This is a genomic window from Variovorax boronicumulans NBRC 103145 (assembly GCF_001591345.1).
In the GTDB taxonomy this organism is placed as follows: Bacteria; Pseudomonadota; Gammaproteobacteria; order Burkholderiales; family Burkholderiaceae_C; genus Variovorax; species Variovorax boronicumulans.
The window spans coordinates 1-26,718 of the sequence record NZ_BCUS01000086.1; the positions used below are offsets into that span (position 1 = coordinate 1).

Annotated in this window: 23 protein-coding genes; 6 read left to right on the forward strand and 17 right to left on the reverse strand. The window is 67.9% G+C overall.

Annotated elements, in window-relative coordinates; all coding sequences use genetic code 11:
* Positions 1-2,825: alkaline phosphatase D family protein (locus VBO01S_RS22000; RefSeq protein WP_157627419.1), on the forward strand; the 2,825-nt coding region annotated here is incomplete at its 5' end.
* Positions 2,826-3,292: 467 nt separating this feature from the next.
* Positions 3,293-3,688: a hypothetical protein gene (locus VBO01S_RS22005; RefSeq protein WP_062479336.1), complete on the forward strand. Its 396-nt coding sequence runs from the start codon at positions 3,293-3,295 to the stop codon at positions 3,686-3,688.
* An 18-nt stretch (positions 3,689-3,706) separates the two neighbouring features.
* On the opposite strand, the gene VBO01S_RS22010 is transcribed toward VBO01S_RS22005, so the two are convergent.
* The 3 genes from VBO01S_RS22010 to VBO01S_RS22020 form a co-directional block, all read right to left on the reverse strand.
* Complete coding sequence (locus VBO01S_RS22010; RefSeq protein ID WP_062479339.1) at positions 3,707-5,836, reverse strand: tripartite tricarboxylate transporter substrate-binding protein; 2,130 nt, start codon at positions 5,834-5,836, stop codon at positions 3,707-3,709.
* Positions 5,837-5,980: 144 nt separating this feature from the next.
* Entirely contained in the window at positions 5,981-6,427 is a 447-nt protein-coding gene (locus VBO01S_RS22015; RefSeq protein ID WP_062479342.1) for a hypothetical protein, read from the reverse strand.
* A gap of 140 nt (positions 6,428-6,567) precedes the next feature.
* Positions 6,568-6,834 (reverse strand): winged helix-turn-helix transcriptional regulator, encoded by a 267-nt coding sequence (locus VBO01S_RS22020; protein WP_216360029.1) that lies wholly within the window; start codon positions 6,832-6,834, stop codon positions 6,568-6,570.
* Positions 6,835-6,949: 115 nt separating this feature from the next.
* On the opposite strand from VBO01S_RS22020, the gene VBO01S_RS22025 reads away from it, so the two are divergent.
* From VBO01S_RS22025 to pyrF, 3 genes are read left to right on the forward strand one after another with little or no spacing between them, the layout of a single operon-like run.
* Positions 6,950-7,492 carry a carboxymuconolactone decarboxylase family protein gene (locus VBO01S_RS22025; protein ID WP_062479396.1) on the forward strand — a complete coding sequence of 181 codons (543 nt, stop codon included), beginning with the start codon at positions 6,950-6,952 and terminating at the stop codon, positions 7,490-7,492.
* 37 nt (positions 7,493-7,529) lie between these two features.
* Complete coding sequence (locus tag VBO01S_RS22030; protein WP_062479347.1) at positions 7,530-7,856, forward strand: EthD family reductase; 327 nt, start codon at positions 7,530-7,532, stop codon at positions 7,854-7,856.
* A gap of 41 nt (positions 7,857-7,897) precedes the next feature.
* Positions 7,898-8,608 carry an orotidine-5'-phosphate decarboxylase gene (pyrF, locus tag VBO01S_RS22035; RefSeq protein WP_062479350.1) on the forward strand — a complete coding sequence of 237 codons (711 nt, stop codon included), beginning with the start codon at positions 7,898-7,900 and terminating at the stop codon, positions 8,606-8,608.
* 183 nt (positions 8,609-8,791) lie between these two features.
* Here the strand turns inward: pyrF and VBO01S_RS22040 are convergent, their stop codons facing one another.
* The 9 genes from VBO01S_RS22040 to VBO01S_RS22080 form a co-directional block, all read right to left on the reverse strand.
* Positions 8,792-9,688, reverse strand: coding sequence for an NAD(P)-dependent oxidoreductase (locus VBO01S_RS22040; RefSeq protein WP_062479354.1), 897 nt, complete (start codon positions 9,686-9,688; stop codon positions 8,792-8,794).
* Between the two features lie 4 nt (positions 9,689-9,692).
* Positions 9,693-11,141 (reverse strand): aldehyde dehydrogenase family protein, encoded by a 1,449-nt coding sequence (locus VBO01S_RS22045; protein ID WP_062479357.1) that lies wholly within the window; start codon positions 11,139-11,141, stop codon positions 9,693-9,695.
* 26 nt (positions 11,142-11,167) lie between these two features.
* Positions 11,168-12,568: an amidase gene (locus VBO01S_RS22050; RefSeq protein ID WP_062479359.1), complete on the reverse strand. Its 1,401-nt coding sequence runs from the start codon at positions 12,566-12,568 to the stop codon at positions 11,168-11,170.
* 7 nt (positions 12,569-12,575) lie between these two features.
* Positions 12,576-14,069, reverse strand: coding sequence for an ABC transporter substrate-binding protein (locus tag VBO01S_RS22055; RefSeq protein WP_062479362.1), 1,494 nt, complete (start codon positions 14,067-14,069; stop codon positions 12,576-12,578).
* Between the two features lie 52 nt (positions 14,070-14,121).
* On the reverse strand, positions 14,122-14,937 hold the full coding sequence (locus VBO01S_RS22060) for an ATP-binding cassette domain-containing protein (protein ID WP_062479365.1): 816 nt from the start codon (positions 14,935-14,937) through the stop codon (positions 14,122-14,124).
* Between the two features lie 8 nt (positions 14,938-14,945).
* Positions 14,946-15,938, reverse strand: coding sequence for an ABC transporter ATP-binding protein (locus VBO01S_RS22065; protein WP_062479368.1), 993 nt, complete (start codon positions 15,936-15,938; stop codon positions 14,946-14,948).
* 6 nt (positions 15,939-15,944) lie between these two features.
* Positions 15,945-16,829 (reverse strand): ABC transporter permease, encoded by an 885-nt coding sequence (locus VBO01S_RS22070; RefSeq protein WP_056573686.1) that lies wholly within the window; start codon positions 16,827-16,829, stop codon positions 15,945-15,947.
* The gene (locus VBO01S_RS22075) at positions 16,826-17,776 is read right to left on the reverse strand and encodes an ABC transporter permease (RefSeq protein ID WP_062479371.1); all 951 of its coding nucleotides are present in this window, start codon (positions 17,774-17,776) and stop codon (positions 16,826-16,828) included. Before VBO01S_RS22075 ends, VBO01S_RS22070 begins: the two co-directional genes overlap by 4 nt.
* Before the next feature lie 197 nt (positions 17,777-17,973).
* A complete protein-coding gene (locus tag VBO01S_RS22080; RefSeq protein WP_062479375.1) occupies positions 17,974-19,065 on the reverse strand; it encodes a tartrate dehydrogenase in 1,092 nt (363 codons plus the stop codon).
* Positions 19,066-19,338: 273 nt separating this feature from the next.
* On the opposite strand from VBO01S_RS22080, the gene VBO01S_RS22085 reads away from it, so the two are divergent.
* On the forward strand, positions 19,339-20,196 hold the full coding sequence (locus VBO01S_RS22085) for an aldo/keto reductase (RefSeq protein ID WP_062479378.1): 858 nt from the start codon (positions 19,339-19,341) through the stop codon (positions 20,194-20,196).
* A gap of 4 nt (positions 20,197-20,200) precedes the next feature.
* On the opposite strand, the gene VBO01S_RS22090 is transcribed toward VBO01S_RS22085, so the two are convergent.
* The 5 genes from VBO01S_RS22090 to VBO01S_RS32735 form a co-directional block, all read right to left on the reverse strand.
* Positions 20,201-21,691, reverse strand: coding sequence for a nucleobase:cation symporter-2 family protein (locus tag VBO01S_RS22090; protein ID WP_062479381.1), 1,491 nt, complete (start codon positions 21,689-21,691; stop codon positions 20,201-20,203).
* A 222-nt stretch (positions 21,692-21,913) separates the two neighbouring features.
* Positions 21,914-22,675 carry a GntR family transcriptional regulator gene (locus VBO01S_RS22095; protein ID WP_062479384.1) on the reverse strand — a complete coding sequence of 254 codons (762 nt, stop codon included), beginning with the start codon at positions 22,673-22,675 and terminating at the stop codon, positions 21,914-21,916.
* 14 nt (positions 22,676-22,689) lie between these two features.
* Complete coding sequence (locus VBO01S_RS22100; protein ID WP_062479387.1) at positions 22,690-23,427, reverse strand: aspartate/glutamate racemase family protein; 738 nt, start codon at positions 23,425-23,427, stop codon at positions 22,690-22,692.
* A 30-nt stretch (positions 23,428-23,457) separates the two neighbouring features.
* A complete protein-coding gene (locus VBO01S_RS22105; RefSeq protein ID WP_062479390.1) occupies positions 23,458-24,951 on the reverse strand; it encodes an NCS1 family nucleobase:cation symporter-1 in 1,494 nt (497 codons plus the stop codon).
* Positions 24,952-25,172: 221 nt separating this feature from the next.
* Positions 25,173-26,718, reverse strand: a 1,546-nt coding sequence (locus VBO01S_RS32735; RefSeq protein WP_062479393.1) for a CehA/McbA family metallohydrolase domain-containing protein, incomplete at its 5' end; no start/stop codon positions are given.

Consider the following 26,718-nt stretch of genomic DNA (forward strand, 5'->3'; position numbering starts at 1 on the left):
GGCTGCTGTCGCGCTACCGCCCGCCGGTGCGCCGCGCGGGCACGCGGCCCGTGATGCTGATCCACGGCTATGGCGCGAGCGGCTCCACCTTCGCGCACAGGAGCATCCCCGGCAACCTGGTGCACAGCCTGCTCGCGGCCGGGCGCGAGGTCTGGGTGCTCGACCTGCGCACCAGCATCGGCTTCCCGAACCGGCCTCGGCGCTACTGGTCGTTCGACGAGGTGGCCGAGACCGACATTCCCGACGCCTTGCGCACCGTGCAGGCGGCGCATGCAACGCCCGACGAAGCGGCGCCCATCCAGGTCGACGTGGTGGCGCATTGCATCGGCGCCGCCATGTTCAGCGTGGCGGTGCTGCGCCTGCCGGGGCTGCATGCGTCCATCGGCGCGGTGGTGCTGTCGCAGGTGGGGCCGCTGTTGCGCGCCACGGCCTTCAACCGCTTCCGGGGCTATGTGGCGGGCTACCTGCAGCAGTTCATCGGCATCGACGAGTTCGACACGCGACCCTCGCTCACGCGCATGAAGCGCCTGCTCGTCGACGGCCTGCTGGCGACCTTTCCCTACCCCGACGACGACGGGGAGGCGCAGCGTCTGCGCGAGGCGCCGGGCTTCGCGGCCGTGCGGCACCGGGCCGACGCCATCTTCGGCCAGACCATGCGGCTGCACAACATCGGCAAGGACACGCTCGATGCGCTCGATTCGATCTACGGCTTCGTGAAGGTGCGCGGCCTCGCCCAGGTCGGCAACTACGCCCGCGAAGAGGTGCTGACCGACGCCGGCGGACAGGGCCACGCGGTGGGCTTCGAGCAGGTCGGCCAGCGCTTCGGCTTTCCCGTGTTCATGCTGCACGGGCAGCGCAACGCGGTGTTCGACTGGCGCGGCTCGTACGACAGCTTCTGGCTGCTGAAGCGCGTGTTCGGCAAGGACGAAGGCCTGCCGCGGGAGCCTCCGCAGCTGCCGGAGCCGTCGGACGCTTCGAAGCCTTCCGGGGGCGACCTGTTCCTTGGTGAAGGTACCCCGCACCAGCTGCTGGTGCTCGGCGACTACGGCCACCAGGACACGCTGATCGGCGAGAAGGCCTGCACCGACGTGTTCCCGCACATCGTGCGGTTTCTCGAGGCCTTCGACCACAAGCCCGGCCGCGGCAACCCGGTGCCGCCCGACTGGCGGGCCAGCCTGCCGTGGACCGGCCCGTGGCTCGGCCTTGCGAGCCGGTCGGCGGACAACGCGGGCCGGCTGCATTGCCGGCTGGCGCTGCGTCCGCCGCCCGCGCATGTGTCGGCGCGCGCCGTGGTTTTCGTGCCCGCGTGGCGCCGCGAGGGGCGCTGGTGCTTCGACTTCGCATGGATGGTGGGCCTGGAGACCACGCGCGACAAGCTCCTGCAGGAGGCGGTGGAGATCGACCTGTTCGACGACCGGCTCGCCGACTACCAGGGCTTCGCGGTGCTGACGGCGCACGACGACCTGCCCATGGCGCGCGGCCCCCTCGAGGTGCTGGGCCGGCGGCTGCCGGCCGGGCTGTTCGCGCAGCCGCAGGACGAGCCCATCGAGCCCATCCGCAACCAGGTGATGAAGACGCTGGAGGCCGCCACCGACGCGCAGCGCGAGCGCGCCGTGGTGCGCCTCGACCCCGCATGGACCGGCGCCGTGCAGCGCGAGGGCGAGCCCGCACAGGCCTCGCTGTGCTTCGTGCTCGCCAGTTGCCAGTACGTGCCGGGCCTGGTCGACCGGGTGCCCGCGCAGGCGTCGTACCGGCGGCTCGCGCAGCGGCTCGAGGTGCTCGCGCCGCCGCACAAGCCGCAGCTGTTGGTGCTGGCCGGCGACCAGGTGTATGTCGACCAGACCGCCGGGCTCTTCGTGCCGGCCGGCGGCGACGACGTCGGCCAGGCCTATGCGCTCACCTTCAGGCTGGAGGCGCTGCGCCAGGTGATGGCCTCGCTGCCGACCTGTCCGCTGCTCGACGACCACGAAGTGATGGACGACTGGGAGCCGGGCCCCGACCCCTGTGGAGCGCCGGCCGTGCGCGCCGCGCTCGACGGCTACGTCGCGCAGCAGCACAAGCTGGTGCGGGCCATCGGCCCGCAGCGCGACCCGCGTCCCTTCGACTACCGCATGGCGCCGGCCGGCTTTCCGTTCTACATGCTCGACACGCGCAGCACGCGGCAGCGGCGGGCGCTGCGCACGGACGCGCAAGCCACGCCGCTGGACCAGGCGGCGATCCGTGCCGAGGCCGGCATGGGCGACCTGAAGAAGTGGCTCGAGGCCGCGCCCGCCGACTTGCCCAAGTTCATCGTGTCGCCGGTGGCGCTGTTCCCGATGCCGCGCGCGGCGGTCTTCGGCGACCCGGCGCAACGCCTGGGGATGGACGACTGGAGCGGCTACCCGGCCTCGCAGCGCGCGCTGCTCGAACTGCTGCGCGACACCACTGCGCGCCACGTGGTGGTGCTGTCGGGCGACCGCCACATGTCGAGCGTGTCGAGCCTCTGGCTGCAGGCGGCGGGTGGGCCGGTGGAGGTGATCTCGGTCGTGTCCTCGGGCCTGTATGCACCCTGGACCTTCGTCAATGCGCGGCCCGACGCGTTCTGGCTCGACGGCCAGGTCGAACTCGGCGCCGTGCCGGGTGCCTTCGGCGCCACCATGGTCACGGCGGCCGTGGGCACCGGCAACGGCTTCGCCGTGCTGCAGGTGGAGCGCGGCGCCACCGGGCATTGGCGGATTGGCGTCACCCTCGACCTGGACGACGGGCTCACGCAGTGCCTTCGCGACCTCGATCCGGCCGGCGGTGGCTGGACGGTGCAGGGGCCGGCGCGCTTCGCACGCAAGTAGGGCCTGTGATCCGCGACAGCCGGCAGGCGAAACGGGCGCGCGAAATCGACAGGCCGTTTACAGGCACCGTACGCACGACACAGTGCCATACAAGCCATTGCACAGTTGCCTTCACAGTGCTCTTCCGCCGTCGCCGGCGCCGTTGCCACGGAGTTTGCGTAGGCCACCCACAACGCCCTTCGGCCACCTTGCCGAGGGGCCATCGGAGCACAAGCCGTGTCGTCGCAGAAAAAGAACGCCGCCTTCCTCGTCTCGACCTCGGGCCAGCGCCTTCCGGCGCGGCTGTGGCGTGCAGGAAGAAGCAGGCCTCGTTCGCGTACGCCGGCTGGATCTGGCGCGCAGAAAAGTAGCGCTTTTTAGTTAATGCCATGTAACGCCATCGGGCGTTACCGACAGGCCAACCAGGCGCTTGGACGCACGCGCTCGGCTGAACGCATGCTGACTGCGCGACGTCAGAGGGGCATGTCATGTTCACCCGTTACGCCATCCGCGCGCTGCTGTGCATCGCCGTCGTGCCGGCCATCTCGGAGGAGCCCGCACCCATCCATGGCCGCGTGTTCCTGAGCAAAGCCGAGGTCGAGAGCACCTTGATCGGCAAACCCATCGTCTCGAGCAATCTGTCGACCGGCATGGTCTCGCGCTGGCAGTTCTATACGGATGGCCGCGTCGACTTTGTCAACCAGAGCGGACCGGGCAAGGCGTCGGGCAAATGGGTTCTCAACGCGGACGGCTCGATGTGCGTGACGATGATTTCTCGAACCGGGTGCCGCTACTGGTTCAGGAACGAGAAAGACGGTGCCATTGCGAATGCCAGGACCAGGGAGCCGAATGCGCCAACCGTGGCCGAGATACGGTTCGAGTGATGGTGCGGGGCAGCGCCCTCAACGCGCGGGTGATGAAAGCGCACGCATCCAGCGTTCGCGCTCTTCGTCTTCCAGCGCCAGCAGGCTCTCTGGCGAACCGCCGCCACCGACGACGCGAAGGTCTTGCAGCTGTTTGCGCACCTCGGGCTTGGCAAGCACCTGGGCCACGGCTTCCTGCAGGGTGCGATTGGATTCGGCCTCCGAATTCGCGGGCGCCCAGAGGCTGAAGTGATCGTAGGTTGTGTAGCCGGCCAAGGGCGCGCTCGAGCCCAGCGTCGGCCACGGCACACCCTCGAAGCTTTGCGGGTGCGCCGGGTCGGCGGTGGTGCCCAGCACACGCAACTGGCCGCGCCGCACGGCGACCGCCACGCCGTTCACGGGCGCGAACAGCAGGTCCACCGCATGCTCCTTCGTGATGACGTCCGAGTCGGGGTACATGCCCTTGAAGACCACACGCTGCACGTCGACGCCGCTCGCTGCGCGGAACTGGCCGAAGGCGAGGTGGCCCGTCCAGCCGTCGTCGCCCGTGCCGATGCGCAGGCTGCCCGGGTGGGCCCGTGCGTAGGCCAGCAGGTCGTCCGTGCTGCGGATGCCCAGCGTGTCGGCCTTCGTGCTGTCGATGGCCAGCACCAGAGGCTCCGATGCCAGCAGCGTGACGGGGCGAAGGGAATGCATCAGCGCATCGATCGGCGCGGCCTGGTGCACGCCCTCGATGCCTCCGCGCGGCAGCCGCAACGCCGCGAGCAAGACCTTCTCGTTGCCGCCCTCCGTCATCAGCCGGCGGTAGTCGGCCTCGGTGGCTGTCGGCACGTGATCGACCTGCACGCTGCGTCCCAGCAGGGTGGGCAAGTGGCTGGCCAGCATCTCGGCATAGTGGCCGCTGCGGCCACCGGGCGGAACCAGCACGGTGACGTGCAGCGCGGGCTGCGGCACAGCGGCAAGCCATTGCCCTGCATCGTTCATCAGGCCATAGCGTAATTCCCACGCGCCGCCCGTGGACGCGTTGCGCACCAGGGCGTCGACCACCCAATGGCGGCCCATGCGGTGGAACTGCCGGATGATCGGCCGTTCGTCCTGCCACCCGGGCGGCCGCCAGTCCTCTGGGAACGCGCCCGAGACGACGGCGTAGCCATGACGGAACCGGCGCGCGGATTCGAACTGCGGCGCGATCGCCCATTGGCCCCGCGCGTTCTGGTAGCCCCATCGGCCGGTGGCCGCGTCCTTGACCGGCCGCAGCGCGGCGCCGGCATTGCTGCTGCCATGCAGTCGTTGCCAGCGGCACACCTGCGGCGTGCTGGCGTTGCGCTGCAGATCCAGCCCGGCGGCGGTGCACAGCTGGATGCGCCGCTGGGCTGTGGCATCGGGCCGCTCGCCGAAGATGAACGGAATCACCATGCGTCCGCGCGCGTCGATCAGGCCCGAGCCGGTGGAGCCAGGCGTCACCATCTGCCGCTTGTAGTCCATCCACCGTGCCGTGGTGATGTCCCGCGGCGGGGCGGGGGGGCGCCACTGTCCCCGTGCATCGCGCAAGCCGGGCTGTGCGAACACCGTGTCCACCTGCAGCTCGGAAGGCACGGGCCTGGATCCGTCGGGCATCAGGTAAGAGAGGGCCGCGGGGGAGTCGGCGGAGATCGTGTCCTTGCCATCGCAACTCACGGGCGGAACGGCCCACAGGCCTTGCGCATCGATGCGCCCGTTGGCCGTGGTGGTGCGCAGCCCGCCGCCGGGCTTTCGCTCCACCAGCCACACCCGGTGCAGCGGCTGCAGTGCGGGATTGAGGGAGATGTACTCCTGCCGCACGACCTGCCAGCGGCCGTCGCAGAAGCTGCGCGCCGTCGGCGAAAGGAAAAGCACGCGCCCGTCGAGGCCGTCGAACAACGCGGGGGCGCGCTCGCTGTGCTTGCCCGGATTCAGGCTCAGCCAACGCGCCCGTTCGATCAGGTTGGGGGCGATGCCGATGGTGAAGGTGAAGATGTCTTCCCACGGTGGCGCCTGTGCATCCACTGGCTGCAGTTGCCAGGTCGGCTGCATCGGCAACGCGCGTTCCGGGTTGGCGTACAGCGCCTGGTAGGTCGGTGGCGCTGCGCGGGCCGGACCGAGGGCGAGGCCGAGCCACAGCAGGGCGGCAAAGAGACGCAGCTGCTTCATCGGGCGAGCGAGAAACAAGGGTTCAGCCTCGGGTCGTGGCCGCAGATGGATGCCATTCCATCGCAGGCATCGCAGTTCGCCGAGGCGCTCGCGGTTGAACGCGCGGCGGCTGTCTGCCTGCTTGAACGATTTGTGGGCCCACGCTCAAACTTCGTATGCATAGATGCAAGTGAGCTCAGCCCCTTTCAGCGCGGATTGAAAGGGCTCAGGCGCATTCTTGAGGATGGCGCCAAAGCTGGCGTTGAGTTTGCCGGCACCCATGCTGCCTTTGTACTTGATGCTCTTGGGCTTGGCTTGAAGCTGGAGCTTGTTCGAACCGGACAGCGCAGCTTCCAACCTGAAGACGCCATGGCGGAAATCAGTGGACTCGGAGGTTTCCGCCTGGGGCGAAACCAGGCGCATGGTTTGCCCGCCGTAGGAGAGCTTCAGATCGACCTCCACGATGGAGGCGGGAACATCACCCACCAAGGTGAGTGCCTGCCCCGCGTGACTGCCCGTGCAGTTCAGTCGCGCCGTATTGGCACCTGCGAGGGCCTGACCCGAGAGGGCGGACAGCAACACGAGGGCGCAGAGAGGAAAGATTTTTCTCATAGGTTTTCCAAGGCACTGACGCGATGTGTCCCGCACGACCTGCGAGACAGGCTGGGCAGCGCGAACATGCCGGTCACGGGCTCCTCCACAAAAACGTTTCTGATCATAGGCGGAGCCATTCGCCGCGGATGCCCCGCTTCTCATCGCTTCCCGCGCCCCCACTGGTCCGCCCAGGCTGACAACGGCTTCAGCGCCTTCGAAAGCCGCCGCCCTTCGTCCGTCAGTCGATAGCCACCTTCGGCATGTTCGACCAGATCGACTTCCCTCAGTTCGGTGAGCCGCGTGTTGAGCAATCGGGTGTTCGTCTCGCACGCTTCCTGCAGGGCCCTGAAGGTCAGCGAGCCCTCCCGAAGTTCCCAGAGCACGCGCAGCGCCGTGCGCCGGCCCAGCAGGTCCAGCGCGACCATGAGGGGGCGGCCAGTGGTGGAACCGCGAACTGGGCGGCCGATGCGAGGTGTCGTCATGCTTTACTTTATACAGCAACGGACCTACGATGGCGTGGCCCTTGAATCAGGAGTCTGCATGCCCGCACGCATCGAACCAGCAGCGCCGCCATTCGGTGAAGACATTTCCAGGTCACTCGACAGGGTGATGAAGGGACAGCCCCCCTTGCGGCTGTTCACGACCTTGGCACGCGACCCGCGTCTGTTTCAGAAGTTCTTTGCCGGCGGGTTGCTGGACAAAGGCCACTTGAGCATCCGACAGCGCGAAATCGTGATTCACCGCACCACGGCATTGTGCAAATCCGAATACGAATGGGGCATCCACGTCACGGTCTTCTCAAAGCTCGCTGGCCTGACGCCAGAGCAGGTTCAGGCGAGCGTCACGGCTTCGGCGAACGACGCCTGCTGGTCGGCCGAGGACCAGGTGCTTCTGCGCCTGTGCGACGCCTTGCACGCGCACGCCGACATCGACGATGGCCTGTGGGACGCGTTGCGAACGTACTTCAGCGAAGAAGCCATCATCGAACTGCTGATGCTGGCCGGCTTCTATCGCACCGTCAGCTACCTCACGAACGGGCTGCGCCTTCCCCTGGAAGCGTCGGGCGCACGATTCCCCGCTTGAGGTTCTCAACCAGCGTGCAACCCCAGGAGAAACCTCGATGATCAAGGTCAGTGTCATGTACCCCTACGCCGCAGGCGCGCGATTCGATCACGCGTACTACCGCGAGAGGCACATGCCCATGATGAAACGACTGCTCGGCGCTGCGTGCCTGTACTACATGGTGGACAAGGGCATCTCGGGGCGTGGTGTGGGCACCGACCCTGCGTACATCGCCAAGTGCGACTTCGTCTGCACTTCCGTCGAAGCTTACCGGGCAGCTTCTGCCCAGCACCAGGAGGAGATCCGGGGCGACATCGGCAATTACACGGACATTCAACCCGTGGTGCAGATCAGCGAGGTGGTCGTGGAGCGTTCGGAGGCCTGAGTTCCCTCCGAGCGCGGGGCGTCGGCATGGAGGACAAGCCAATGAATACGGACAGCCGCATCATCGTTTCGCTCGACTTCCCAGCCGCCGCATTGGCGGCGGACCTCGTGAAGCAGCTGGGCGCAGCGACCACGCACTACAAGGTCGGCCTGCAGCTGCTGACCGCGGCGGGACCTTCGGTCGTCCGCGAGCTCGCAGAGGCAGGGAAGAGCGTTTTTCTGGACCTCAAGCTGCTGGAAATTCCCAGCTCGGTGGCGGGCGCAGTCACCGCAGCCGGACACCTGGGGGCTTCGATGGTGACGGTGCACGCCTCAGGCGGTTCCGCCGTGCTTCGCTCGGCCGTCGAGGCCGCGAGCCAGTTCCCTCAACTGAAGGTGCTTGCGCTCACCGTCATCACGAGCATGAGCGACCAGGATCTGGAAGAGGTGGGCGTCGCCTCGACGGTTCCAGAGCAGGTCGCACGACTGGGCCGCCTGGCAGCCGCGGCCGGTTGCCATGGCGTTGTTTCGTCGCCGTTGGAGGTGAGGCTGCTTCGCGAGATCCTGCCGCCCGATGCCCTGATCGTGACGCCAGGCACGCAGCTCCCAGGCGATGAAAAGAATGACCACGCGCGGGCTGCGACGCCCTCGCAGGCCATCGGGGCTGGCGCGACGCACGTGGTCATCGGCCGCCCGATATCGCGTGCCCCAGATCCTGCAGCCGTGTTCGCCGCCGTGCGCGCAGAACTGGCTACCGCCATCCAACAACACTGAAGCGGTCGGGCGGGTCGGGACTGGCACTTCGCCGCAGCGCCTGAACGGCCAGCACCACAGCCACGCTCATCGTGCGCAGGACACCGGGTGCTTCCCGCAGCGAAATCAAGGAGGAGGGCGAAGCCCCGGGGGACATTCGCGGAGGGAAGTACCCGGTGGCCTGCGCACGCGCCCCGAAGAGTTTCAGCGCAGCGCTTCGACCAGATCGAGCACCATGCGATCCGGCCCGAAGACTTCGACCCCGTGCGCCAGCAAGGCATCCACAGCCTGCGCAATGCCATGGCTCGAAGACGATTGCTCCGCCATGTCGTTGTAATACCCCAGGTCCTTCTTCGCATTCGCCATCGAGAACTTCAGCGAATCGGTGCTGCCCGTCAGCAGCTTGGGCTTGAGGCGTTCCAGCGCCACGCCGTTGCCGCCGCCCTTGGCGAGCACGTCCACGAACACCTCGGGCTTCACGCCGGCGCGTTGCGCGCAGGCCGCGGCCTCGCACAGCAGTGCCACGGTGCCCAGCGACACGAAGTTGTGCAACAGCTTCATCGCATGGCCCGCGCCCACATCGCCGACGTGCGTGACGTTCTCGGCAAAGCAGCGCAGCAGCGGCAGGCACGAGGCCAGCACCTCGGCGTCGCCGCCCACCAGCAGGTTCAGGCGGCCTTCGGCGGCCTCCTTGGCGGTGCGGGTCATCGGCGTGTCGAGGAAGCGGCCGCCCTTGGCGTGCACGGCCTGCGCGACCTTGGCGGTGGAGGCGGGCACGGCGGTGGAGCAGTCGATCACCACGGTGCCGGGGCGCAGCGTGCTCAGCGCGCCGTTGTCGCCGAGCATCACGGCCTCGACCTGCGGCGTGCCGGTGACGCACAGGATCAGCACATCGACCTGCGCGGCCAGCGCGGCCACATCTTTCACCGAGGTGGCGCCGGCCTTCAGCAGGTCGTCGATCGGCTGGTTGCCCGCGTGCTCCAGCACGGTGAGCTGGTGGCCGTGCTTGACGATGTTGCTGGCGATGCCGTGGCCCATCAGGCCGACGCCGACGAGGCCGACTTTGCGCGAGGTTTGTGGTTGCTGTTCAGTGGTGGTCATGAATTCATCCGTGCTTGATGGCGATGGTCTTGAGGGTCGTGAAGCCGAGCAGGGCCTCGAAGCCCTTCTCGCGGCCGAAGCCACTCGACTTCACGCCGCCGAAGGGCAGTTCTACACCACCCGCCGCCCCGTAATTGTTCACGAACACCTGGCCGCAATGCAGCTTGTGCGCCATGCGCAGCTGGCGCGCGCCATCGCGCGTCCACACGCCGGCCACCAGGCCGAAGTCGGTGCCGTTGGCCAGGCGCACTGCCTCGGCCTCGTCGGCGAAGGGCATCACGGCCAGCACCGGGCCGAAGACTTCGCGCTGGGCCAGGTCGCTGTCATGCGGCACGTCGCGGAACAGCACGGCCTCCTGGTAGTAGCCGGTGGACGGTGCCTGCGGCGACACCGTGCCGCGCGCCGCCACCTTCATGCCGCTCGCCTCGGCGGTCGCGACCATGTCGCGCACCTGGCGGAACTGCTTCTCGTTGATGAGCGGGCCCATGTCGAGGTCTTCGGCGGGCGTGCCCGCGCGCACGGCCGTGAAGCGCTTGGCGAGGCGCTGCACGACTTCTTCATAGATCGACTGCTCGACCAGCACGCGGCTGCCCGCCGAGCAGGTCTGGCCGGCGTTCTGGATGATGGCGTTGAGCAGCACGGGCTCGGCCGCGTCGAGGTCGGCGTCGGCGAACACGATCTGCGGTGACTTGCCGCCCAGCTCCAGCGTCACCGGGCAGTGGCGCTCGGCCGCAGCCAGGCCCACGCTGCGGCCGGTCATGGTCGAGCCGGTGAACGAGATGTGGTCGATGCCCGGGTGCGCGCACAGCGCGGCGCCGGCTTCCTTGCCGTAGCCCGTGACGACGTTGAGTGCGCCGGCCGGAAAGCCGACCTCGGTCGCGATCTCGGCCAGGCGCAGCAGCGAGAGGCTCGCGTCTTCCGCCGGCTTCACCACGCAGGCGTTGCCCGCGGCGAGCGAGGCGCCCACGCTGCGGCCCGCGATCTGCATCGGGTAGTTCCAGGGAATGATGTGGCCCGTCACGCCGTGCGGAATGCGCACCGTGAGCACGGTGTAGCCGCGCTCGTAGGGCAGGGTGTCGCCGTGCAGCTTGTCGCAGGCGCCGGCGTAGTACTCGAAGTAGCGCGCCAGCGCGGTCGCGTCGTTGCGCGCCACGCGCAGCGCCTTGCCGGTGTCGCGCGCCTCGAGCTGCGCCAGTTCTTCGTGGTGCTGCATGACAGCGGCGCCGAGCTTGGCGAGCAGCCGGCCGCGTTCGAGCGCGGTGGTGGCGCCCCAGGGGCCGTCGAAATGTTCGCCCATGGCCTGGCGCGCGGCGCGCACGGCGGCATCGATGTCGGCGGCGGTGCCGCTCGCGATCTCGCCGAATTTCTGGCCGTCGCTCGGGTCGATCACGTCGATGGTGGCGTTGCCTTCGGACGCCACGCGGCGGCCGTCGATGTAGTGGGTGGCGTTCATGGGAAGGTGTGTCTCCGTATGGCGGTTCAGATCGGCTCAGGCCAGGGCTTCTGGGCGCCGCGAATCTGCTCGAAGGCGCGGCTGAACTGCAGCACGCCCAGGTCGTCGAAGCGGCGGCCGGCCACCTGCAGGCCGATGGGCAGGCCTTCGGCCGAGTAGCCGCAGTTGACCGACGCGGCCGGCTGCTCCGACATGTTGTAGGGCACCGTGAAGCCGATGTGCTCCAGCGGCCGCATCGGGTCGTTGGTGGGCGAGGCATGGTCCGCGGGCGCGGGCATGTTCGGCGACACCGGCGAGATCACGAAGTCGTAGGCCTTGGTGGCGGCGACCGTGGCCGCGCGCGTGGCGACGAACTGGCTGTAGCCGTCGAAGACGTGCGCACCCGAGAAGCCGGCCGCGCTCTCGGCCCATTCGCGGATGTAAGGCAGGATCTTCGCGCGCTGCTCGGCGCTCATGGCCTGCATGTCCAGGCACGAGCGCATGCGCCAGAAATGGTCCATGCCCTGCAGCATCTGCGGCGTCATGAAGGCGGGGATTTCCTCGACGTGCGCGCCCGCCGCCTCGATGCGCTTCGCGGCATCGCGCACGGCCTGCGCGATCTGCGGATCGAGCGGCAGGCCGCAGCCTGCGTCCATGTGCAGCGCCACGCGCTTGCCCTTGAGGAACGACGGATCGACTTCGAAGGCGGTCCAGTTGATCACGGGCGGCGGCAGTTCCGAATAGTCGCGGTCGTCGGGCTGCGCGACCGAAGCCATCATCAGCGCCGCGTCGGCCACGGTGCGCGTCATCGGGCCGGCGCAGCGGCCCATGTAGGGCGAGCTCAGCGGAATGCGGCCGAAGCTGGGCTTGAGCGTGAAGATGCCGCACCAGCTGGCCGGCAGGCGCAGCGAGCCGCCGATGTCGGTGCCCACGTGCAGCGGGCCGTAGCCTGCGGCGGCGGCCGCGCCGGCGCCCGCGCTGGAACCGCCCGGCGTGCGCGAGGTGTCCCAGGGGTTGCGCGAGAGATCATGAAAGCTCGACAGGCCCGACGACAGCATGCCCAGGTCGGGCATCGTGGTCTTGGCGACCATCACCGTACCGTCGGCCTTCAGGCGCGCGGCGGGCGGCGAGTCGTAGGTCACCGGCACGAGTTCGTAGGCGGCGGTGCCCAGCGGCATCGGGTCGCCCTCGGTCGCGAGGTTTTCCTTGATGGTCACGGGAACGCCGTCGAGCGTGCCGCGCGGTGTGCCGGCGCGCCAGCGCGCCTCGGAAGCGCGCGCCAACTCGAGCGCAGCTTCGGGGCGGAACAGCCAGGTGGCGCGCAGCTGCGGCTCGCAGGCCGCGATGCGTTCGTTGACCGCGCGCGTCACCTCGACCGGCGAGAGTTCCTTGCTGGCGTAGGCCGCGTGCAATTCCTGCACGCCCAGGGCGTAAAGAGGTTTCGTCATGGCCGCATCAACCCCACGAGATCGCAGCCAGGTCGTTCGCGACGATCGGCATGTTCGGCCACAGGCCCTTCACTTCCTTGCGCGCGACCGTGGGGAACACGGCCTGGAACAGGAAGCCGTTGACGGCGTCGTTCGCGAGCATCTTCTGCGCCTCGCCGAGCAGCGCGTTGCGCTTCTTCTCGTCGGGCTCGCTCTGGACCGAGGCGTACAGGTCGCGGAACTTCTTCGAGTCGTAGCCCCAGTAGTAGTCGGGCTCGGTGTACTTCACGAGGTCGAAGGGTTCGACGTGCGCGACGATGCTCAGGTCGAAGTCGTGCCCGCCGCCGAAGGTGCCGCTGAGCCACTGGGCCCACTCGACGTTCTGGATCTTCACGTTGATGCCGATGGCCGCGAGCTGGGCCGCGATCACCTCGCCGCCCTGGCGTGCGTACGAAGGCGGCGGCAGCGTCATGCGCAGTTCGAGCGGCGTCTTCACGCCCGCGTCGGCCAGCAGCTTCTTCGCCTTGGCGATGTCGAAGGGGTTGATGCCGGTGGTGTCGACATAGCCCGGCGCGCCGATCGGGTAGTGGCTGCCGATGGCCTTGCCGAAGCCGTCGGCCGCGCCCTGGATCACCACGTTGCGGTCCACCGCGGCCAGGATGGCGCGGCGCACGCGCACGTCGTCCAGCGGCTTGCGCTTGTTGTTGATGGCCAGGATCACCTTGCTGCGCGTGCCCACCTCGAGCACACGGAAGCGCGGGTTGGCGCGGAACTGGCCCACGCTGCGCGTACCGGCGCGCGGGAAGATGTCGATGTCGCCGGCCATCAGCGCCGCGGTCTGCGCGGCCGAGTCGGACATGAACTTGAAGACGAACTTGTTGACCTTGGCCAGCGCCGGGTTGCGGTACGTCGGCGACTTCACCAGCGAACAGGCCGAGCCGCGCTGCCAGCTGTCGAGCTTGTAGGGGCCTGTGCCCACGGGCTTGGTGGCGTTGGTGTCGGCGCTCTTGGGCTCGACAATGCAGGCGGTGGCCTGGCCGAGCATGAACAGCAGGTCGGGGTTGGGCTGCGCGGTGGTGATGACCACCGTGTCGGCGTCGGGCGTCTTCAGGCTGATCTCGCTGAAGAAGCGCTTGTCCTTGTTGGTGCTCTTCTCGCCGGCCGCGCGCTCGAAGCTGAACTTGACGGCGGCGGCGTCGAAGGCCTCGCCGTTCTCGAACTTCACGCCCTTGCGCAGCTTGAAGGTGTGGGTCTTCAGGTCGGGCGACACGGTCCAGCTCTCGGCCAGGAGCGGCGTCACGCTGCCGTCGGCGTTGATCTTGGTCAGCGTCTCGAAGATGTTGTAGTGCGCGATCTCGGCGATGGCCGAGGCGGCGGCGGTGGTCGGGTCCAGGCCCGGCGGTTCCAGCGGCATGCCGATGGTCAGCATGTTCTTGCCGGTCTGGGCCTGCGCGAACAGCGGGAAGGCGCCGGGGATCGCGGCGGCGATGGCGGTGCCCATGAGGGTGCGTCGCTTCAACATTCGGGGGTTCTCCTGGAAGAAAAAAGAGGCTGCCGGTTCGACCCGTTCGGGCCTACCGCGATGGCGTGTGCAGCACGGCCGACAGCAAGGTGCGTGTGTATGGGTGTTGCGCGTGGGCAAAAAGTTCGGCGGGCTGGCCGCGTTCCACGATCTGGCCCTTGAACACCACGCACACCTCGTCGCACAGGTGGTTGACCACGGCGAGGTCGTGGCTGATGAGCAGGTAACTGATGCCGAACTGCTGCTGCAGGTCCTGCATGAGGTTGAGCACCTGGGCCTGCACCGAGACGTCGAGCGCGCTCACGGGCTCGTCGGCGACAATGAGCTTGGGGCGCGTGATGAGCGCGCGTGCGATCGCGATGCGCTGGCGCTGGCCGCCGGAGAATTCGTGCGGGTACTTGTCGAGGTCGGTGGTGCGCAGGCCCACAGCCGCGAGCGCTTCGGCGGCGCGTTCGCGCTGCTCGGCGCGGCGCGTTTCGGCCAGCGCTTCGAGCGGCTCGGCGACGATGCGCGCGACGGTCTGGCGCGGATCGAGCGAACCGTACGGGTCTTGAAAGACCATCTGGAAGTCACGCCGCGCGGTGCGCAGCTCGGCCTTCGAGAGCGCGTGCAGGTTGCGGCCTTCGAGCGCGACGCTGCCCGAGGTGGGCGTGTCCAGTGCCATCACGAGGCGCGCGATGGTCGACTTGCCGGAGCCCGATTCGCCGACGATGCCCACGCTCTTGCCGGCCTGCACCTCGAAGCTCACGCCATTGAGCGCCTTCACGGTGGGCGGCGGGCCGAAGAGCTTTTCGCGCGGCAATGCGTAGTGCCGCACGAGGTCGGTCACCTGCAGCAGCGGGGTCGAAGAGGAAGACGTCGAAGTCATCGGGGTGCTCATGCGGCGGCCAGCGTGGCGTGCGCGGCGACGGCGTCGAGGTGCAGGCAGCTCACCGCATGGCCGTTGGGTTGGCGGGCCAGCGGCGGTTTCGTGGTGTGGCAGGCGTCGGTCGTGAAGTCGCAGCGGCCCGCGAAGCCGCAGCCTCGGGGAATGTCGACCAGCTCGGGCACGCTGCCGCGGATGGTGGGCAGCCGGCCCGCGCGCACGGCGCCGAGCGCGGGGCGCGCCGCGAACAGGCCGCGCGTGTAGGGGTGGGCGCGGTCGGCAAAGACCGTCTCGGTCGGGCCGCTTTCCACGGCGCTGCCGCCGTACATCACGAGCATGCGCTGCACGCTGCTGGCGATCACGCCGAGGTCGTGCGAGATGAGGATCAGCGCCATGCCCATTTCGGCGACCAGACCCTGGATCAGGTCGAGCACCTGCTTCTGGATCGTGACGTCGAGCGCGGTGGTGGGCTCGTCGGCGATCAGCAGGTCGGGCCCGCAGGCCAGGGCCATCGCGATGCCGATGCGCTGGCGCTGCCCGCCGGAGAACTGGTGCGGGTAGGCGTCGAGGCGCGAGGCGGCGTCGGGAATGCCGACGCGGTCGAGCAGGTCGAGGGCTTCCTTGCGCGCCTGCGCCTTGGTGAGGCCGCGGTGCAGCATCAGCGGCTCGCCGACCTGGCGCGCGATGGTGTGCACGGGGTTCAGGGCCGTCATCGGCTCCTGGAAGATCATGCCGATGCGGTTGCCGCGCAGCTGGCACATCTGCTTTTCGGGCAGGCCGACGAGTTCCTGGCCGTCGAGCTTGATGCTGCCCGTGACCTTCGCGGTGGCAGGCAGGAGGCCCATGAGCGACATCACGGTGATCGACTTGCCGCAGCCCGACTCGCCGACGATGCCAAGCGTTTCGCCGCGCTCCAGCGAGAAGGAAATGCCGCGCACGGCTTCGGCCGGCCCGCGTTGCGTCTGCAGGCCGATGTGGAGGTCGTTGACTTCGAGGAGGGGCATGGCGGTCTACCTTGCGCGGGCCAGGCGCGGATCGAGCAGGTCGCGCAGACCGTCGCCCAGCAGGTTCAGGCCGAGCACCGCGAAGGCGATGGCCATGCCGGGGAACACCGCGAGCAGCGGCTGCTGGAACATGAGGGTCTGCGCTTCGCTGAGCATGCGGCCCCAGGAGGGCTGCGGCGGTTGCGTGCCGAGGCCGAGGTACGACAGCGCAGCTTCGGCCAGGATCGCGATGGCGAAGCGGATGGTGATCTGCACGATGAGCACGGCCGAGATGTTCGGCAGCACGTGCTGCATGGTGATCGCGAAGCTGCCCTTGCCGCAGGCGCGTGCAGCAGCCACGTACTCGCGCGACCAGATCGCGTTGGCCGAAGCGCGCGTGATGCGCGCGAAGGTCGGAATGTTGTAGATGCCGATCGCGATGATCGCGTTGACGATGCCGGCGCCGAACACGGCGGTCATCATGATGGCCGAGAGGATGGCGGGGAAGGCGAGCGTGAAGTCCGACAGGCGCATCACCGCCTCTTCGACCCAGCCGCGTCGGGCCGCGGCGAGCAGGCCCAGCGCGGTGCCGACCACGAGGCCGATGCCCACGGCGATCACGCCCACGAGGATGGACGCACGCGCACCCACCAGCAGCAGCGAGGCCACGTCGCGCCCGAAGGCATCGGTGCCGAGCCAGTGCGTCGCCGAAGGGCCCTGCATCTTGTTCGCCATGTCCATCGCGTAGGGCGACCAGGGCGTCCAGACGAAGGAGATCAGAGCCGCCAGCAACAGCAGCAGCGCGAACACGCCGCCGATGACGAAGCTGCGGTGCTTGACCGCGCGGCGCCAGAAGCCGGGCGCGAGGGGCGCGGAGGAAGCGGGCACGGAAGGGGAGAGGATGGCGCTCATATGTCGCTCGCCTTGATGCGCGGGTCGATGACGGCGTAGAGCACGTCGACCACGAAGTTCACGATGACCACCATCGCCGCGAGCAGCATCACGCAGTTGCGCACCACGATCAGGTCGCGGTTGCTGATGGCCTGGAAGATCAGCCGGCCCAGGCCGGGCAGGTAGAACACGTTTTCCACCACGATGGTGCCGGCCAGAAGTTCGGAGAACTGCATGCCCATGACGGTGATGACGGGGATCATCGCGTTGCGCAGCACGTGGGTCCACAGCACCATGCGCTGGGACACGCCCTTGGCGCGTGCGGTGCGAACGAAGTCTTCGCGCATCACCTCGAGCACGGCCGAGCGCGTGATGCGCGCGAGGATCGCGGCCTGCACCACGGCCAGCGACAGTGCCGGCAGCAGCAGCGACTTCAATCCAGCCAGGATGCCTTCACCCCAGCCTTCAAAACCCCCGGCGGAGAACCACTGCAGCTGCACCGAGAACACAAGGATCAGCAGGATCGCGAACCAGAAGTTGGGAATGGCGATGCCGACCTGGGCCATGCCCATGAGGCCGACGTCGCCGAGCTTGTTGTGGCGCGCTGCGGCCGTCACGCCCACGAGCAGGGCGATGACGACAGTCAGGGCCATGGCCATCACGGCCAGCGGCACGGTGAGGGCCAGGCGCTCCAGGATCAGGTCGATGACGGGCGAGCTGTAGGCGTAGCTGTCTCCGAGGTTGCCGGTGAGCAGGCCGCCGATCCAGTGCCAGTAGCGCGTCCACGCGGGCTGGTCCAGGCCGAGCTTGGTGGCCAGGGCGGCGACGGCGTCGGGCGAGGCGTCGGGGCCCATGAGCATCTGCGCGGCATTGCCGGGGAGAATTTCGAGCACCAGGAACACGATGACGGACGCGCCGATCAGCGTGCCGATGAGCGTCAAGGTGCGCTTGAGCAGGAACAGGCCCATGGTTCAGTGGCTCCGTTGTTTATCGCTGTTCAGGGCGTGTGCCCAGGCCACCGGGTACTTCCCTCCGCGAATGTCCCCCGGCCTGCGGCCTCCTCCTTGATTTCGCTGCGGGAAGCACCCAGTGCCCTGAGCACGGGGGCACGCTGCGGGTGTGCGCAGCGCGTTTCGCTTCCTGCGAAAAAGAGGGTCGGGAGGTGTCATGCCGAAGCGATGCACTCGGCAATCGCGCGGCCCACGTCCACCGTGTTGGCGGTGCCGCCCATGTCGCGCGTGCGCGGGCCTTCGCTGAGCACGGTCTCGATCGCCGAGATAACGGCGGCCGAGGCTTGTGCGTACACGGGGTCGTTGTCGCCCAGGTGGTCGAGCATGAGCGCGGCCGACCAGATCTGGCCGATGGGGTTGGCGATGCCCTTGCCTGCGATGTCAGGGGCCGAGCCGTGCACGGGTTCGAACAGCGAGGGGAACTTGCGCTCCGGGTTCAGGTTGGCGCTGGGCGCGATGCCGATGGTGCCGGTGCAGGCCGGGCCCAGGTCGGAGAGGATGTCGCCGAACAGGTTGGAGGCCACGACCACGTCGAACCAGTCGGGGTGCTGCACGAAGTGCGCGCACAGGATGTCGATGTGGTACTTGCTCGTGGCCACGTCGGGGTAGCGCGTGGCGATCTCGGCCAGGCGCTCGTCCCAGTAGGGCATGGTGATCGAGATGCCGTTCGACTTGGTGGCGGCCACCAGGTTCTTGCGCTTGCGGCGGTTGGCGAGCTGGAAGGCGTAGTCGATGATGCGGTCCACGCCCACGCGGGTGAACACGGCTTCCTGGATCGCCATCTCGCGCGGCGTGCCTTCGAACAGGCGCCCGCCGACCGAGGTGTATTCGCCTTCGGTGTTCTCGCGCACCACGAGGAAGTCGATGTCGCCGGGCTTGCGGTGCGCCAGCGGTCCGGGCACGCCGGGCATCAGGCGCACGGGGCGCAGGTTGACGTACTGGTCGAAGTCGCGGCGGATCTTGATGAGCAGGCCCCACACGGCGATGTGGTCGGGCACCTTGGCAGGATCGCCCACGGCGCCGAAGTAGATGGCGTCGTGGCCCTGGATCTTGTCGGCCCAGTCGGCCGGCATCATCAGGCCGGTGCGCACGTAGTGGTCGGAGCCCCAGTCGAAATGGTCGTACGCGAAATCGATGCCGAAGCGTCGACTGACCGCGTCGAGCACGCGAAGGCCCTCGGGCATGACTTCGACGCCGATGCCGTCTCCGGGGATGACGGCAATCCTGTGCTTTTGCTTCTGCTGCATTGACTCAACCTGTTCCTGAACCGTTTCGATAAGAGCGCCGACGCTTGTGACATCAGGCCGTCAAAAAATTCTAGGAGCGGGTGGGGCGTGCGCGATGGGGGTTGGCACCCACCGGGCATTGACAAAAAGCGAAGGCAAAAACGCCAGAACACGGCGGAAGATAAGCAATTGATGGTCATCGAACTGACTTGAGCTTCGAAAAATTAGAAGGCAACGGGGGCGGAAAACCCGCGCCCGGGCACCCGCCCAAAGGGCCTGCGTACCATCGTGCCCATGCGAACACTTCCACTCCCCACCGGCGGCGAGATGCCGGTTCTTGGTCTCGGCACCTGGCGCATGGGCGAAGACGCCACCCGCCGCGCGGCCGAGGTGGCCGCGGTGCGCGAGGCCATCGACCTGGGCTACCGCCTGATCGACACGGCCGAGATGTACGGCGAGGGCGGTGCCGAGACGGTGGTCGGTCAGGTCGTGGCCGAGGCGCTGCGCGCGGGCGATGTGCAGCGCGACGCGCTCTTCATCGTCAGCAAGGTCTACCCGCACAACGCCAGCCGCCGCGGCACGGGGCAGGCCTGCGAGCGCAGCCTGGCGCGGCTGGGGCTGGAGCGCATCGACCTGTACCTGCTGCACTGGCGCGGCAACCACCCGCTGGCGCACACGGTCGAGGCGATGCACGAACTGGTCGCGGCCGGCCGCATCGCCCACTGGGGCGTGAGCAACTTCGACACCGACGACATGCAGGAGCTGGCGCAGGTCATCGGACAAGGCCCCGCTTGCGCGGCCAACCAGGTGTACCTGTCGCTCGGCGAGCGCGGCCCCGAGTTCGACCTGCTGCCCTGGCAGCGCGAACGCGGCATGCCGCTGATGGCCTACAGCCCGATCGACCAGGGCGCGCTGGCAGGCGACGAGGCGCTGGGCCGGCTGGCGGCCGAGCTCGGCGTGAGCGCCGCGCAACTGGCGCTGGCCGCGGTCATCGCGCGCCCGGGCGTGGCGGCGATTCCGAAGGCGGTGCGCAGCGCGCACCTGAAAGAAAACAGGGCCGCCGCCGAGCTGCAGCTCGATGCGACGACCCTGGCGGCGCTGGACCGGATCTATCCGGTGCCGAAGCGCAAGACGCCGTTGGCGATGATCTAGTCCATCAGTGCGCGTCGGCGTGCTTGGCCGCCGCGATCACAGCCTCTTCGTCGTGCTTCGCACCGTTGAGGAACAGGTTCAGCAGCACGGCCGTGATCGACGCCAGCAGGATGCCCGACTCGATCAGCGAGTGGATCGAGTGCGGCATCCACTGCTTGAAGTTGGGGGCGATGAGCGGAATCATGCCGACGCCGATGGCCACGGCGACGATCATGGCGTTGTGGCGGTTGGTCTTGAAGTCCACGCCCGACAGGATGCGGATGCCGGTGGCGGCCACCATGCCGAACATCACGAGGCCCGCGCCGCCGAGCACCACGGTGGGCAGCGACTCGACCAGCGCGGCCATCTTCGGCAGCAGGCCCAGCACGATCAGGATCACGCCGCCGGCCACGCAGACATAGCGGCTCTTGATGCCGGTGACGGCCACCAGGCCCACGTTCTGCGAGAAGCTGGTGTACGGGAAGGTGTTGAAGATGCCGCCGATGAGCGTGCCCAGGCCGTCGGTGCGCAGGCCCTTGGCCAGGTCTTGCTGGCTGATCTTGCGGTCGGTCATTTCGCCCAGCGCGAGGAACATGCCGGTCGATTCGATCATCACGACGATCATGATGAGCGTCATTGTGAGAATCAGGATGGGGTCGAACAGCGGCATGCCGAAATGGAAGGGCAGCACGATGTCGACCCAGGCGGCCTTGCCGACCTTCTCGTAGGTCATGAGGCCGGTGATCGAGGCCACCACCGCGCCGATCACGATGCCCAGCAGCACCGAGATGTTGGCGATGAAGCCCTTGGCGTACTTCACGATCAGGAGGATCGACACCAGCACCAGCGCGGCCACGCCGAAGCCCGACAGGTCGGCGTACTTGGGGTTGGGCACGGTAGGCATGATCGCGAAGCCCTTGGGCACCGCGGGGATCGAGCTGCCCGGCGAGGTGACCTCGGCCAGCCACTTGGCGTACACCGGGTCGACCAGCGCGGGCGCCGTCGGGCCCACGGGGTTGCCGAAGATCCAGTTGATGCCCACGCGCATCAGGCTGATGCCGATGACCGCGATGATCGTGCCCGTCACCACCGGCGGGAAGAACCGCAGCATGCGGCTCACCAGCGGCGCGATCAGTATCGATATCACCCCCGCGCCGATGATGGCGCCGAACAGCAGCTGCGCACCGTTCTGCCCGGGGTTGGCGTTGGCGATGGCGACCATGGGCGCCACCGAGGCGAAGGTCACGCCCATCATCACGGGCAGCTTGATGCCGAACCACTGCGTGGCACCCAGCGCCTGGATCAGCGTGGCGATGCCGCAGCAGAACAGGTCGGCCGAGATCAGCAGCGCGACCTCGTCGGGCGAGAGTTTGAGCGCGCGGCCCACGATGAGCGGCACCGCGACGGCGCCCGCATACATCACGAGCACGTGCTGCAGGCCGAGGGCCGCGAGCTTGCCCGAAGGCAGGCGCTGGTCCACGGGATGGACATTGCTGGAAAGGGAATCTGCCGTCATCGTTGTCTCCTGGCGCGGCGAGGGGAACGGAGCAGTGATGCGCGTCGCAGAGCCGTCGCGCACACCAGTTGTGTACGCGAAACTGTATACAATTTATGTGGCAATCCGGATTCAGGTAAACCCGAATCCGGCGAAGAAGCGCTGTGGGAGGCGCGCGCCGACGCCTCCGGCGTTTCGGCCGGCTCTCAGGTATCGGGAGTGGGGCGTGTCAGCGATGCTGGCTCAGGCCAGCAGCGCCTTGACCAGGTCGAGCTGGCGGTCGGGCTTCTCGGTGCCCAGTTCGAGGCTGGCCTCGATGCGTTCGAGGTGCTCGATCATGCAGGTCACGGCCGCTTCCACGTCGCCCTTGCGGCACAGGCGCAGAAAGTCGGAATGCTCGTCGGACGAGCAGTGCGGGTCGTTCGACGAGTGGTAGAGCATCGCGATCAGCGAGCTGCGCGCCACCAGTTCGCGCACCATCTCGGCCAGCGTGTGGTTGCCGGTGGCTTCGGCCAGCGCCACATGAAAGTCGCCCAGCAGTTTCTCGCGCACCGTGCCCATGGTGGTGCTCTGGCGCAACGCGGTGCGTTCGAACTTGATGTGCTGCTCGAGCGTCTGGTAGTCGCGCGGCCGGGCGTTGGCGATGAACAGGCGCACCACCTCGCGCTCCAGGATGCGGCGCACGGCGAACACCTCGCGCGCCTCGTCCACCGTGGGCTGGCAGACGAAGGCGCCCTTGTCGGGAATCATCTCGATGAGCTTGTCCTTCGACAGCATCAGCAGCGCCGCACGCACCTTGGTGCGGCTCACCGAGTAGACGCGGCCCAGCGCCTCTTCGCGCAGCCAGGTGCCCGGCGGCAGGCGCTTCTCGACGATCGCGGTGGCGATGTCGTTGGCGATGCTCTCGATGGAACTGTTCTTGTCGGCCGGCGCCGTGCCGTTCTCGGCCGGTGCGGCAACGGGGGCGGCGGAAGGGACGGAGGTTTTGGAACTGGCGCGGGGCATCCGTCGATTGTGGCTCAGCGCGTGAGGGTGAAGGCCTCGAGCGCGCCGATCATGGGCTTGGGCAAGGGCCTTGCCAGCTCGCCGCGTTTGCTGGTGCGCAGCTTCAGCGCCACCAGCGATTCGATGAGCTTGGTGCCCGCGGCCACACCGTCGATCACCGGCACGCCGAGCACCTGCTCGGTGTGCGCGCACAGGTCGGTCATGCCGGCGCAGCCGAGCACGATGCAGTCGGCACCGTCTTCTTCGAGCGCGCGCCGGCACTCGTCGACGATGCGCTCGCGGGCGTTGGAGCCCGGCTCTTCCAGCTCGAGCACCGGCAGCTCGCAGGCGCGCACGTTGGCGCAGAAGCGCTCCATGCCGTAGATCTCGGCCAGGTGCCAGGCCTGGCCCATGGTGCGGCCCAGCGTGGTCACCACGCTGAAGCGGCTGCCGATCATGCTGGCCAGGTGCATCGCCGCCTCGGCGATGCCGACCACCGGGCCGCGCGCCAGCTCGCGTGCGGCTTTCAGTCCCGGGTCGCCGAAGCAGGCGATCACGTAGCCGTCGATGCCGTCGCGCTCGCCCGCCGCGATCTCCTGCAGCAACCCCGGCACGGCCAGCGCCTCGTCGTAGTGGCTTTCGATGGAGACCGGCCCCATGGCCGGGCTCACGGCCACGATCTCGGTGCCGGCGTGCGCCACCGCGCGGGCGCAGGCGCCGATCTTCTCGGTCATGCTCCAGGTGGTGTTGGGGTTGATGATCTTGATGCGCACGGCGCGGTCCCTTTCTTACTCTCTACAGTTTCAAGTCTTGTTGTTGCGGTTCAGCAGCACGTACAGGATGAAGCCCAGGCCCATGCCGATGAACCACGCATAGTTGGCGGCGCCGCGCAGCGTCGGCACCATCACGCACAGGATGGGCACGAGGGCCGAGGGCACCAGCGCCTGGATCGCCTTCGGGTTGTAGCCGCCGCTGTACCAGTACTTGCCCTGCTTGCTCATGGTGTAGAGCGAGTCGACGTCGATGCGCTGCTTGCGCACGATGTAGTAGTCGGCAATCAGGATGCCGAACAGCGGGCCGATGAACGAGCCCAGCACATCGAGCGTGTAGTGGATGACTTCGGGGCTGTTGTAAAGGTTCCAGGGCGTGAGAAACACCGAGCCCACCGCGGCGATCATGCCGCCCGTGCGCCAGCTGATGTGCTGCGGCGCCACGTTCGAGAAGTCGAAGGCCGGCGACACGAAGTTGGCCACGATGTTGATGCCGATGGTGGCGATCATGAAGGTCAGCGCGCCCAGCACCACGGCCGTGGTGCTGTCGATCTTGCCCACGGTGTGCACCGGGTCGGTGATCAGTTCACCAAAAACGGGCAGCGTGGCGGCCGTGGTGATCACGGTGAGCAGCGAGAAGAACACGAAGTTGACCGGCAGGCCCCAGAAGTTGCCCTTCTTCACCGCGTCGAAGCTCTTGCCGTAGCGCGAGAAGTCGCCGAAGTTGAGCATCGGGCCGCTGAAGTAGCTCACCACCAGCGCGATGGCCGAGAGCATCACCGGCAGCGCGTCCCAGCCCTGGAACTTGATGCCGCCCAGGTTCAGGTCGATGTTGCTCCAGCCGGCCTTCCACACCAGCCAGCCGCACAGCACGGCCATCACCACGTACACCGCCGGGCCGGCCCAGTCGATGAACTTGCGAATCGCTTCCATGCCGTGCCAGAACACAAAGGCCTGCAGCACCCACATGACCATGAACGCCACCCAGCCCAGGGCCGAGAGGCCGACGAAGCCGTACTGCGCCACGTCGGCATACGGCGCCAGGCCGGGTGCCATGTGCAGCGCCAGCACCATGAAGGCCGCCGATGCCAGGTAGGTCTGCACGCCGTACCAGGCCACCGCGATCAGCCCGCGGATGATGGCCGGGATGTTGGCGCCCAGCACGCCGAAGGAGGCGCGGCACACCACGGGGTAGGGCACGCCCGTCACCTGGCTGGGCTTGGCCACCAGGTTGCAGAAGATCTGCACGATCACGATGCCCACCAGCAGCGCCACCAGCACCTGCCAGCTGGACAGGCCCAGCGCGAACAGGCTGCCGGCCGTGATGTAGCCGCCCACGCTGTGCACGTCGGACATCCAGAACGCAAAGATGTTGTATTGCCCCCAGGTCTGCTTCTTCAGCGGGGCGAGGTCCTCGTTGGTCAGGCGCGGGTCGTAGCCCGGCTTGATGAGGGCATTCGATTCCGCGTGCGGCGCGATGCCGGCTTCGCTGGCCCCCGCGGGGGCATGGCTGGCGACTGTGCTCATGGTCTTTCCTCGTACTTGGTTGGGATGAGGGACTTTTTGACGCAAATTTCGCGCCGTCTTTATGGGTGCGTTATTTGTATACAAAAATTGAACCCAATCAAGACCATGCGGGGAATCATATATCCGTAGATTCCCTGATGCGAGGCGGGCCGGGGCAAAGAAAAAGCGCCATGCCCCCGAGGGACATGGCGCCTTGGAGGCCGGCGGGATGGGGGCGCGGCCTACTGCGCCGCCACCTTCACGAACACCGGGTTCGAATAGAACCACAGGTCGTTGTAGTTGCGCGCATTGATCGCGTTGAAGCGCGTGACCGGGTCGTCGCCGGCCGGCGTGGGCGTGCGCGCATCGAACAGCGGCTCGCCGCCCGCGGTTTCGTTCGGCACGTCGGTGCCCAGGTTGGTGCCTCGCAGGCGGAAGTACTGGTTGTTGCCGGCCTTCACGGTGTAGGTCACCGCGAAGTAGCCTTCGGTGTCGAGCGTCCAGTCGGCGCGGGTGAAGCGCTTGACCACGCGGGTCGTCGGGTTGGTGTCGCGCGCATAGCCGGGGGTGCCCGGGAGTTCGCGGCCGGTCACGTCGCCTGCGATGAGGTCGATGTGGTCGACCACCGGCTTCACGTTGGCGTACACGCCGCTGCCGAGCTGGTACTCGAAGTTGTTGCGCTCGGGGCTCTTGAAGCGGATGGTGATCTTCAGGTCTTCGCCGGGCTTGGCGCTCACTTCGGCGCCCATCTCGCCGGCACCCTTGGCGCTTTGCACCTTGAAGTCGAGCGCGTCGATCAGGCTGCCGTTGACCGCGAAGAGCTTGCCCGAACGCATCGCGGTGAGCAGCGACTTCGGGTCCTTGATGTCGCCCCAGAGGTGGTTCCTGGCGTACTCGCCGGGCGCGTAGCCGCTGCTGTACAGGCCCTTGGAGGTGGTGAAGTGGTAGTCGGAATCGGCCACGTTCCAGATGCGGCGGCCTTCGGACAGCAGGGCGTCCCAGGTGCCGCCGAGCTTGGCGACGAGGTAGTCGACACCGCCGTAGGTGCGCGAGGGCAGGTTGGCCGGCGTGTAGGCGCTCTCGTAGCCGCCGCGGTCGGGCTCCATCTGGTTGCCGACCATGCCCTCGAGCGAGAACACGATGTCGGGCGCGGCGTCGTTCATCTCGCGCAGCTGGGTGGCCGTGTATTTGCCGGGGCTGCGCGAGGGGTGGTTGATCTGCAGGTAGCTGGAGTCGGGGTAGTTCTTCTTCAGCCACGCGATGGCCTTGAGCACGTCGTCGTGCGTCGTGAAGGCGCGGGCGTCCTTGGCGTTCCAGGCCGCGACGTCGGCGGCCGGGAACAGCGCGGGGTCGCGGTTGGTGAACAGGTATTCGAACTGGCTCACGGCCTTGAGCGCCGCGTCGGACATGGGGCTGTCGGTCAGGATGCCGACGTTGCCGTGGTCGTGCGTGGCCATGTCCCACTCGAAGGACGCGAAGATCGTCTTGTCGGCGTACTTGCCGCCGGCCTGCAGTGCCTTGATGCGCGGCACCTGATAGAGGGCCATGCCTCGCGAGAACGGAATCGCCGGGTCGAGCTTGCGGCCGTCGTTGTCATAGGAAGACATGCGCAGGTGGTCCGACAGCGCGACCCAGTCGAGGCCGAAGGTGTCGAAGGCCTTGGCGAGCACCTGGTCGAGCGTGGAGATCTGCTGCGTGTCCTCCGACTGGATGGTGTGGACATGCAGGTCGCCCACGGTCCAGCGGCCGGCCGGCGCGGCCGGCGGCGGTGTGGCGGGCGAGGGCGCC

Excerpts from the sequence above, each read along its gene's own strand:
- VBO01S_RS22010 (WP_062479339.1), bottom strand. The coding sequence starts at position 5,836 with ATGAAGCAGCTGCGTCTCTTTGCCGCCCTGCTGTGGCTCGGCCTCGCC.
- VBO01S_RS22005 (WP_062479336.1), top strand. The coding sequence starts at position 3,293 with ATGTTCACCCGTTACGCCATCCGCGCGCTGCTGTGCATCGCCGTCGTG.
- VBO01S_RS22070 (WP_056573686.1), bottom strand. The coding sequence starts at position 16,829 with ATGAGCGCCATCCTCTCCCCTTCCGTGCCCGCTTCCTCCGCGCCCCTC.
- VBO01S_RS22095 (WP_062479384.1), bottom strand. The coding sequence starts at position 22,675 with ATGCCCCGCGCCAGTTCCAAAACCTCCGTCCCTTCCGCCGCCCCCGTT.
- VBO01S_RS22090 (WP_062479381.1), bottom strand. The coding sequence starts at position 21,691 with ATGACGGCAGATTCCCTTTCCAGCAATGTCCATCCCGTGGACCAGCGC.
- pyrF (WP_062479350.1), top strand. The coding sequence starts at position 7,898 with ATGAATACGGACAGCCGCATCATCGTTTCGCTCGACTTCCCAGCCGCC.
- VBO01S_RS22055 (WP_062479362.1), bottom strand. The coding sequence starts at position 14,069 with ATGTTGAAGCGACGCACCCTCATGGGCACCGCCATCGCCGCCGCGATC.
- VBO01S_RS22065 (WP_062479368.1), bottom strand. The coding sequence starts at position 15,938 with ATGCCCCTCCTCGAAGTCAACGACCTCCACATCGGCCTGCAGACGCAA.
- VBO01S_RS22105 (WP_062479390.1), bottom strand. The coding sequence starts at position 24,951 with ATGAGCACAGTCGCCAGCCATGCCCCCGCGGGGGCCAGCGAAGCCGGC.
- VBO01S_RS22080 (WP_062479375.1), bottom strand. The coding sequence starts at position 19,065 with ATGCAGCAGAAGCAAAAGCACAGGATTGCCGTCATCCCCGGAGACGGC.
- VBO01S_RS22075 (WP_062479371.1), bottom strand. The coding sequence starts at position 17,776 with ATGGGCCTGTTCCTGCTCAAGCGCACCTTGACGCTCATCGGCACGCTG.
- VBO01S_RS22060 (WP_062479365.1), bottom strand. The coding sequence starts at position 14,937 with ATGACTTCGACGTCTTCCTCTTCGACCCCGCTGCTGCAGGTGACCGAC.
- VBO01S_RS22085 (WP_062479378.1), top strand. The coding sequence starts at position 19,339 with ATGCGAACACTTCCACTCCCCACCGGCGGCGAGATGCCGGTTCTTGGT.
- VBO01S_RS22045 (WP_062479357.1), bottom strand. The coding sequence starts at position 11,141 with ATGAACGCCACCCACTACATCGACGGCCGCCGCGTGGCGTCCGAAGGC.
- VBO01S_RS22040 (WP_062479354.1), bottom strand. The coding sequence starts at position 9,688 with ATGACCACCACTGAACAGCAACCACAAACCTCGCGCAAAGTCGGCCTC.
- VBO01S_RS22025 (WP_062479396.1), top strand. The coding sequence starts at position 6,950 with ATGCCCGCACGCATCGAACCAGCAGCGCCGCCATTCGGTGAAGACATT.
- VBO01S_RS22015 (WP_062479342.1), bottom strand. The coding sequence starts at position 6,427 with ATGAGAAAAATCTTTCCTCTCTGCGCCCTCGTGTTGCTGTCCGCCCTC.
- VBO01S_RS22020 (WP_216360029.1), bottom strand. The coding sequence starts at position 6,834 with ATGGTCGCGCTGGACCTGCTGGGCCGGCGCACGGCGCTGCGCGTGCTC.
- VBO01S_RS22030 (WP_062479347.1), top strand. The coding sequence starts at position 7,530 with ATGATCAAGGTCAGTGTCATGTACCCCTACGCCGCAGGCGCGCGATTC.
- VBO01S_RS22050 (WP_062479359.1), bottom strand. The coding sequence starts at position 12,568 with ATGACGAAACCTCTTTACGCCCTGGGCGTGCAGGAATTGCACGCGGCC.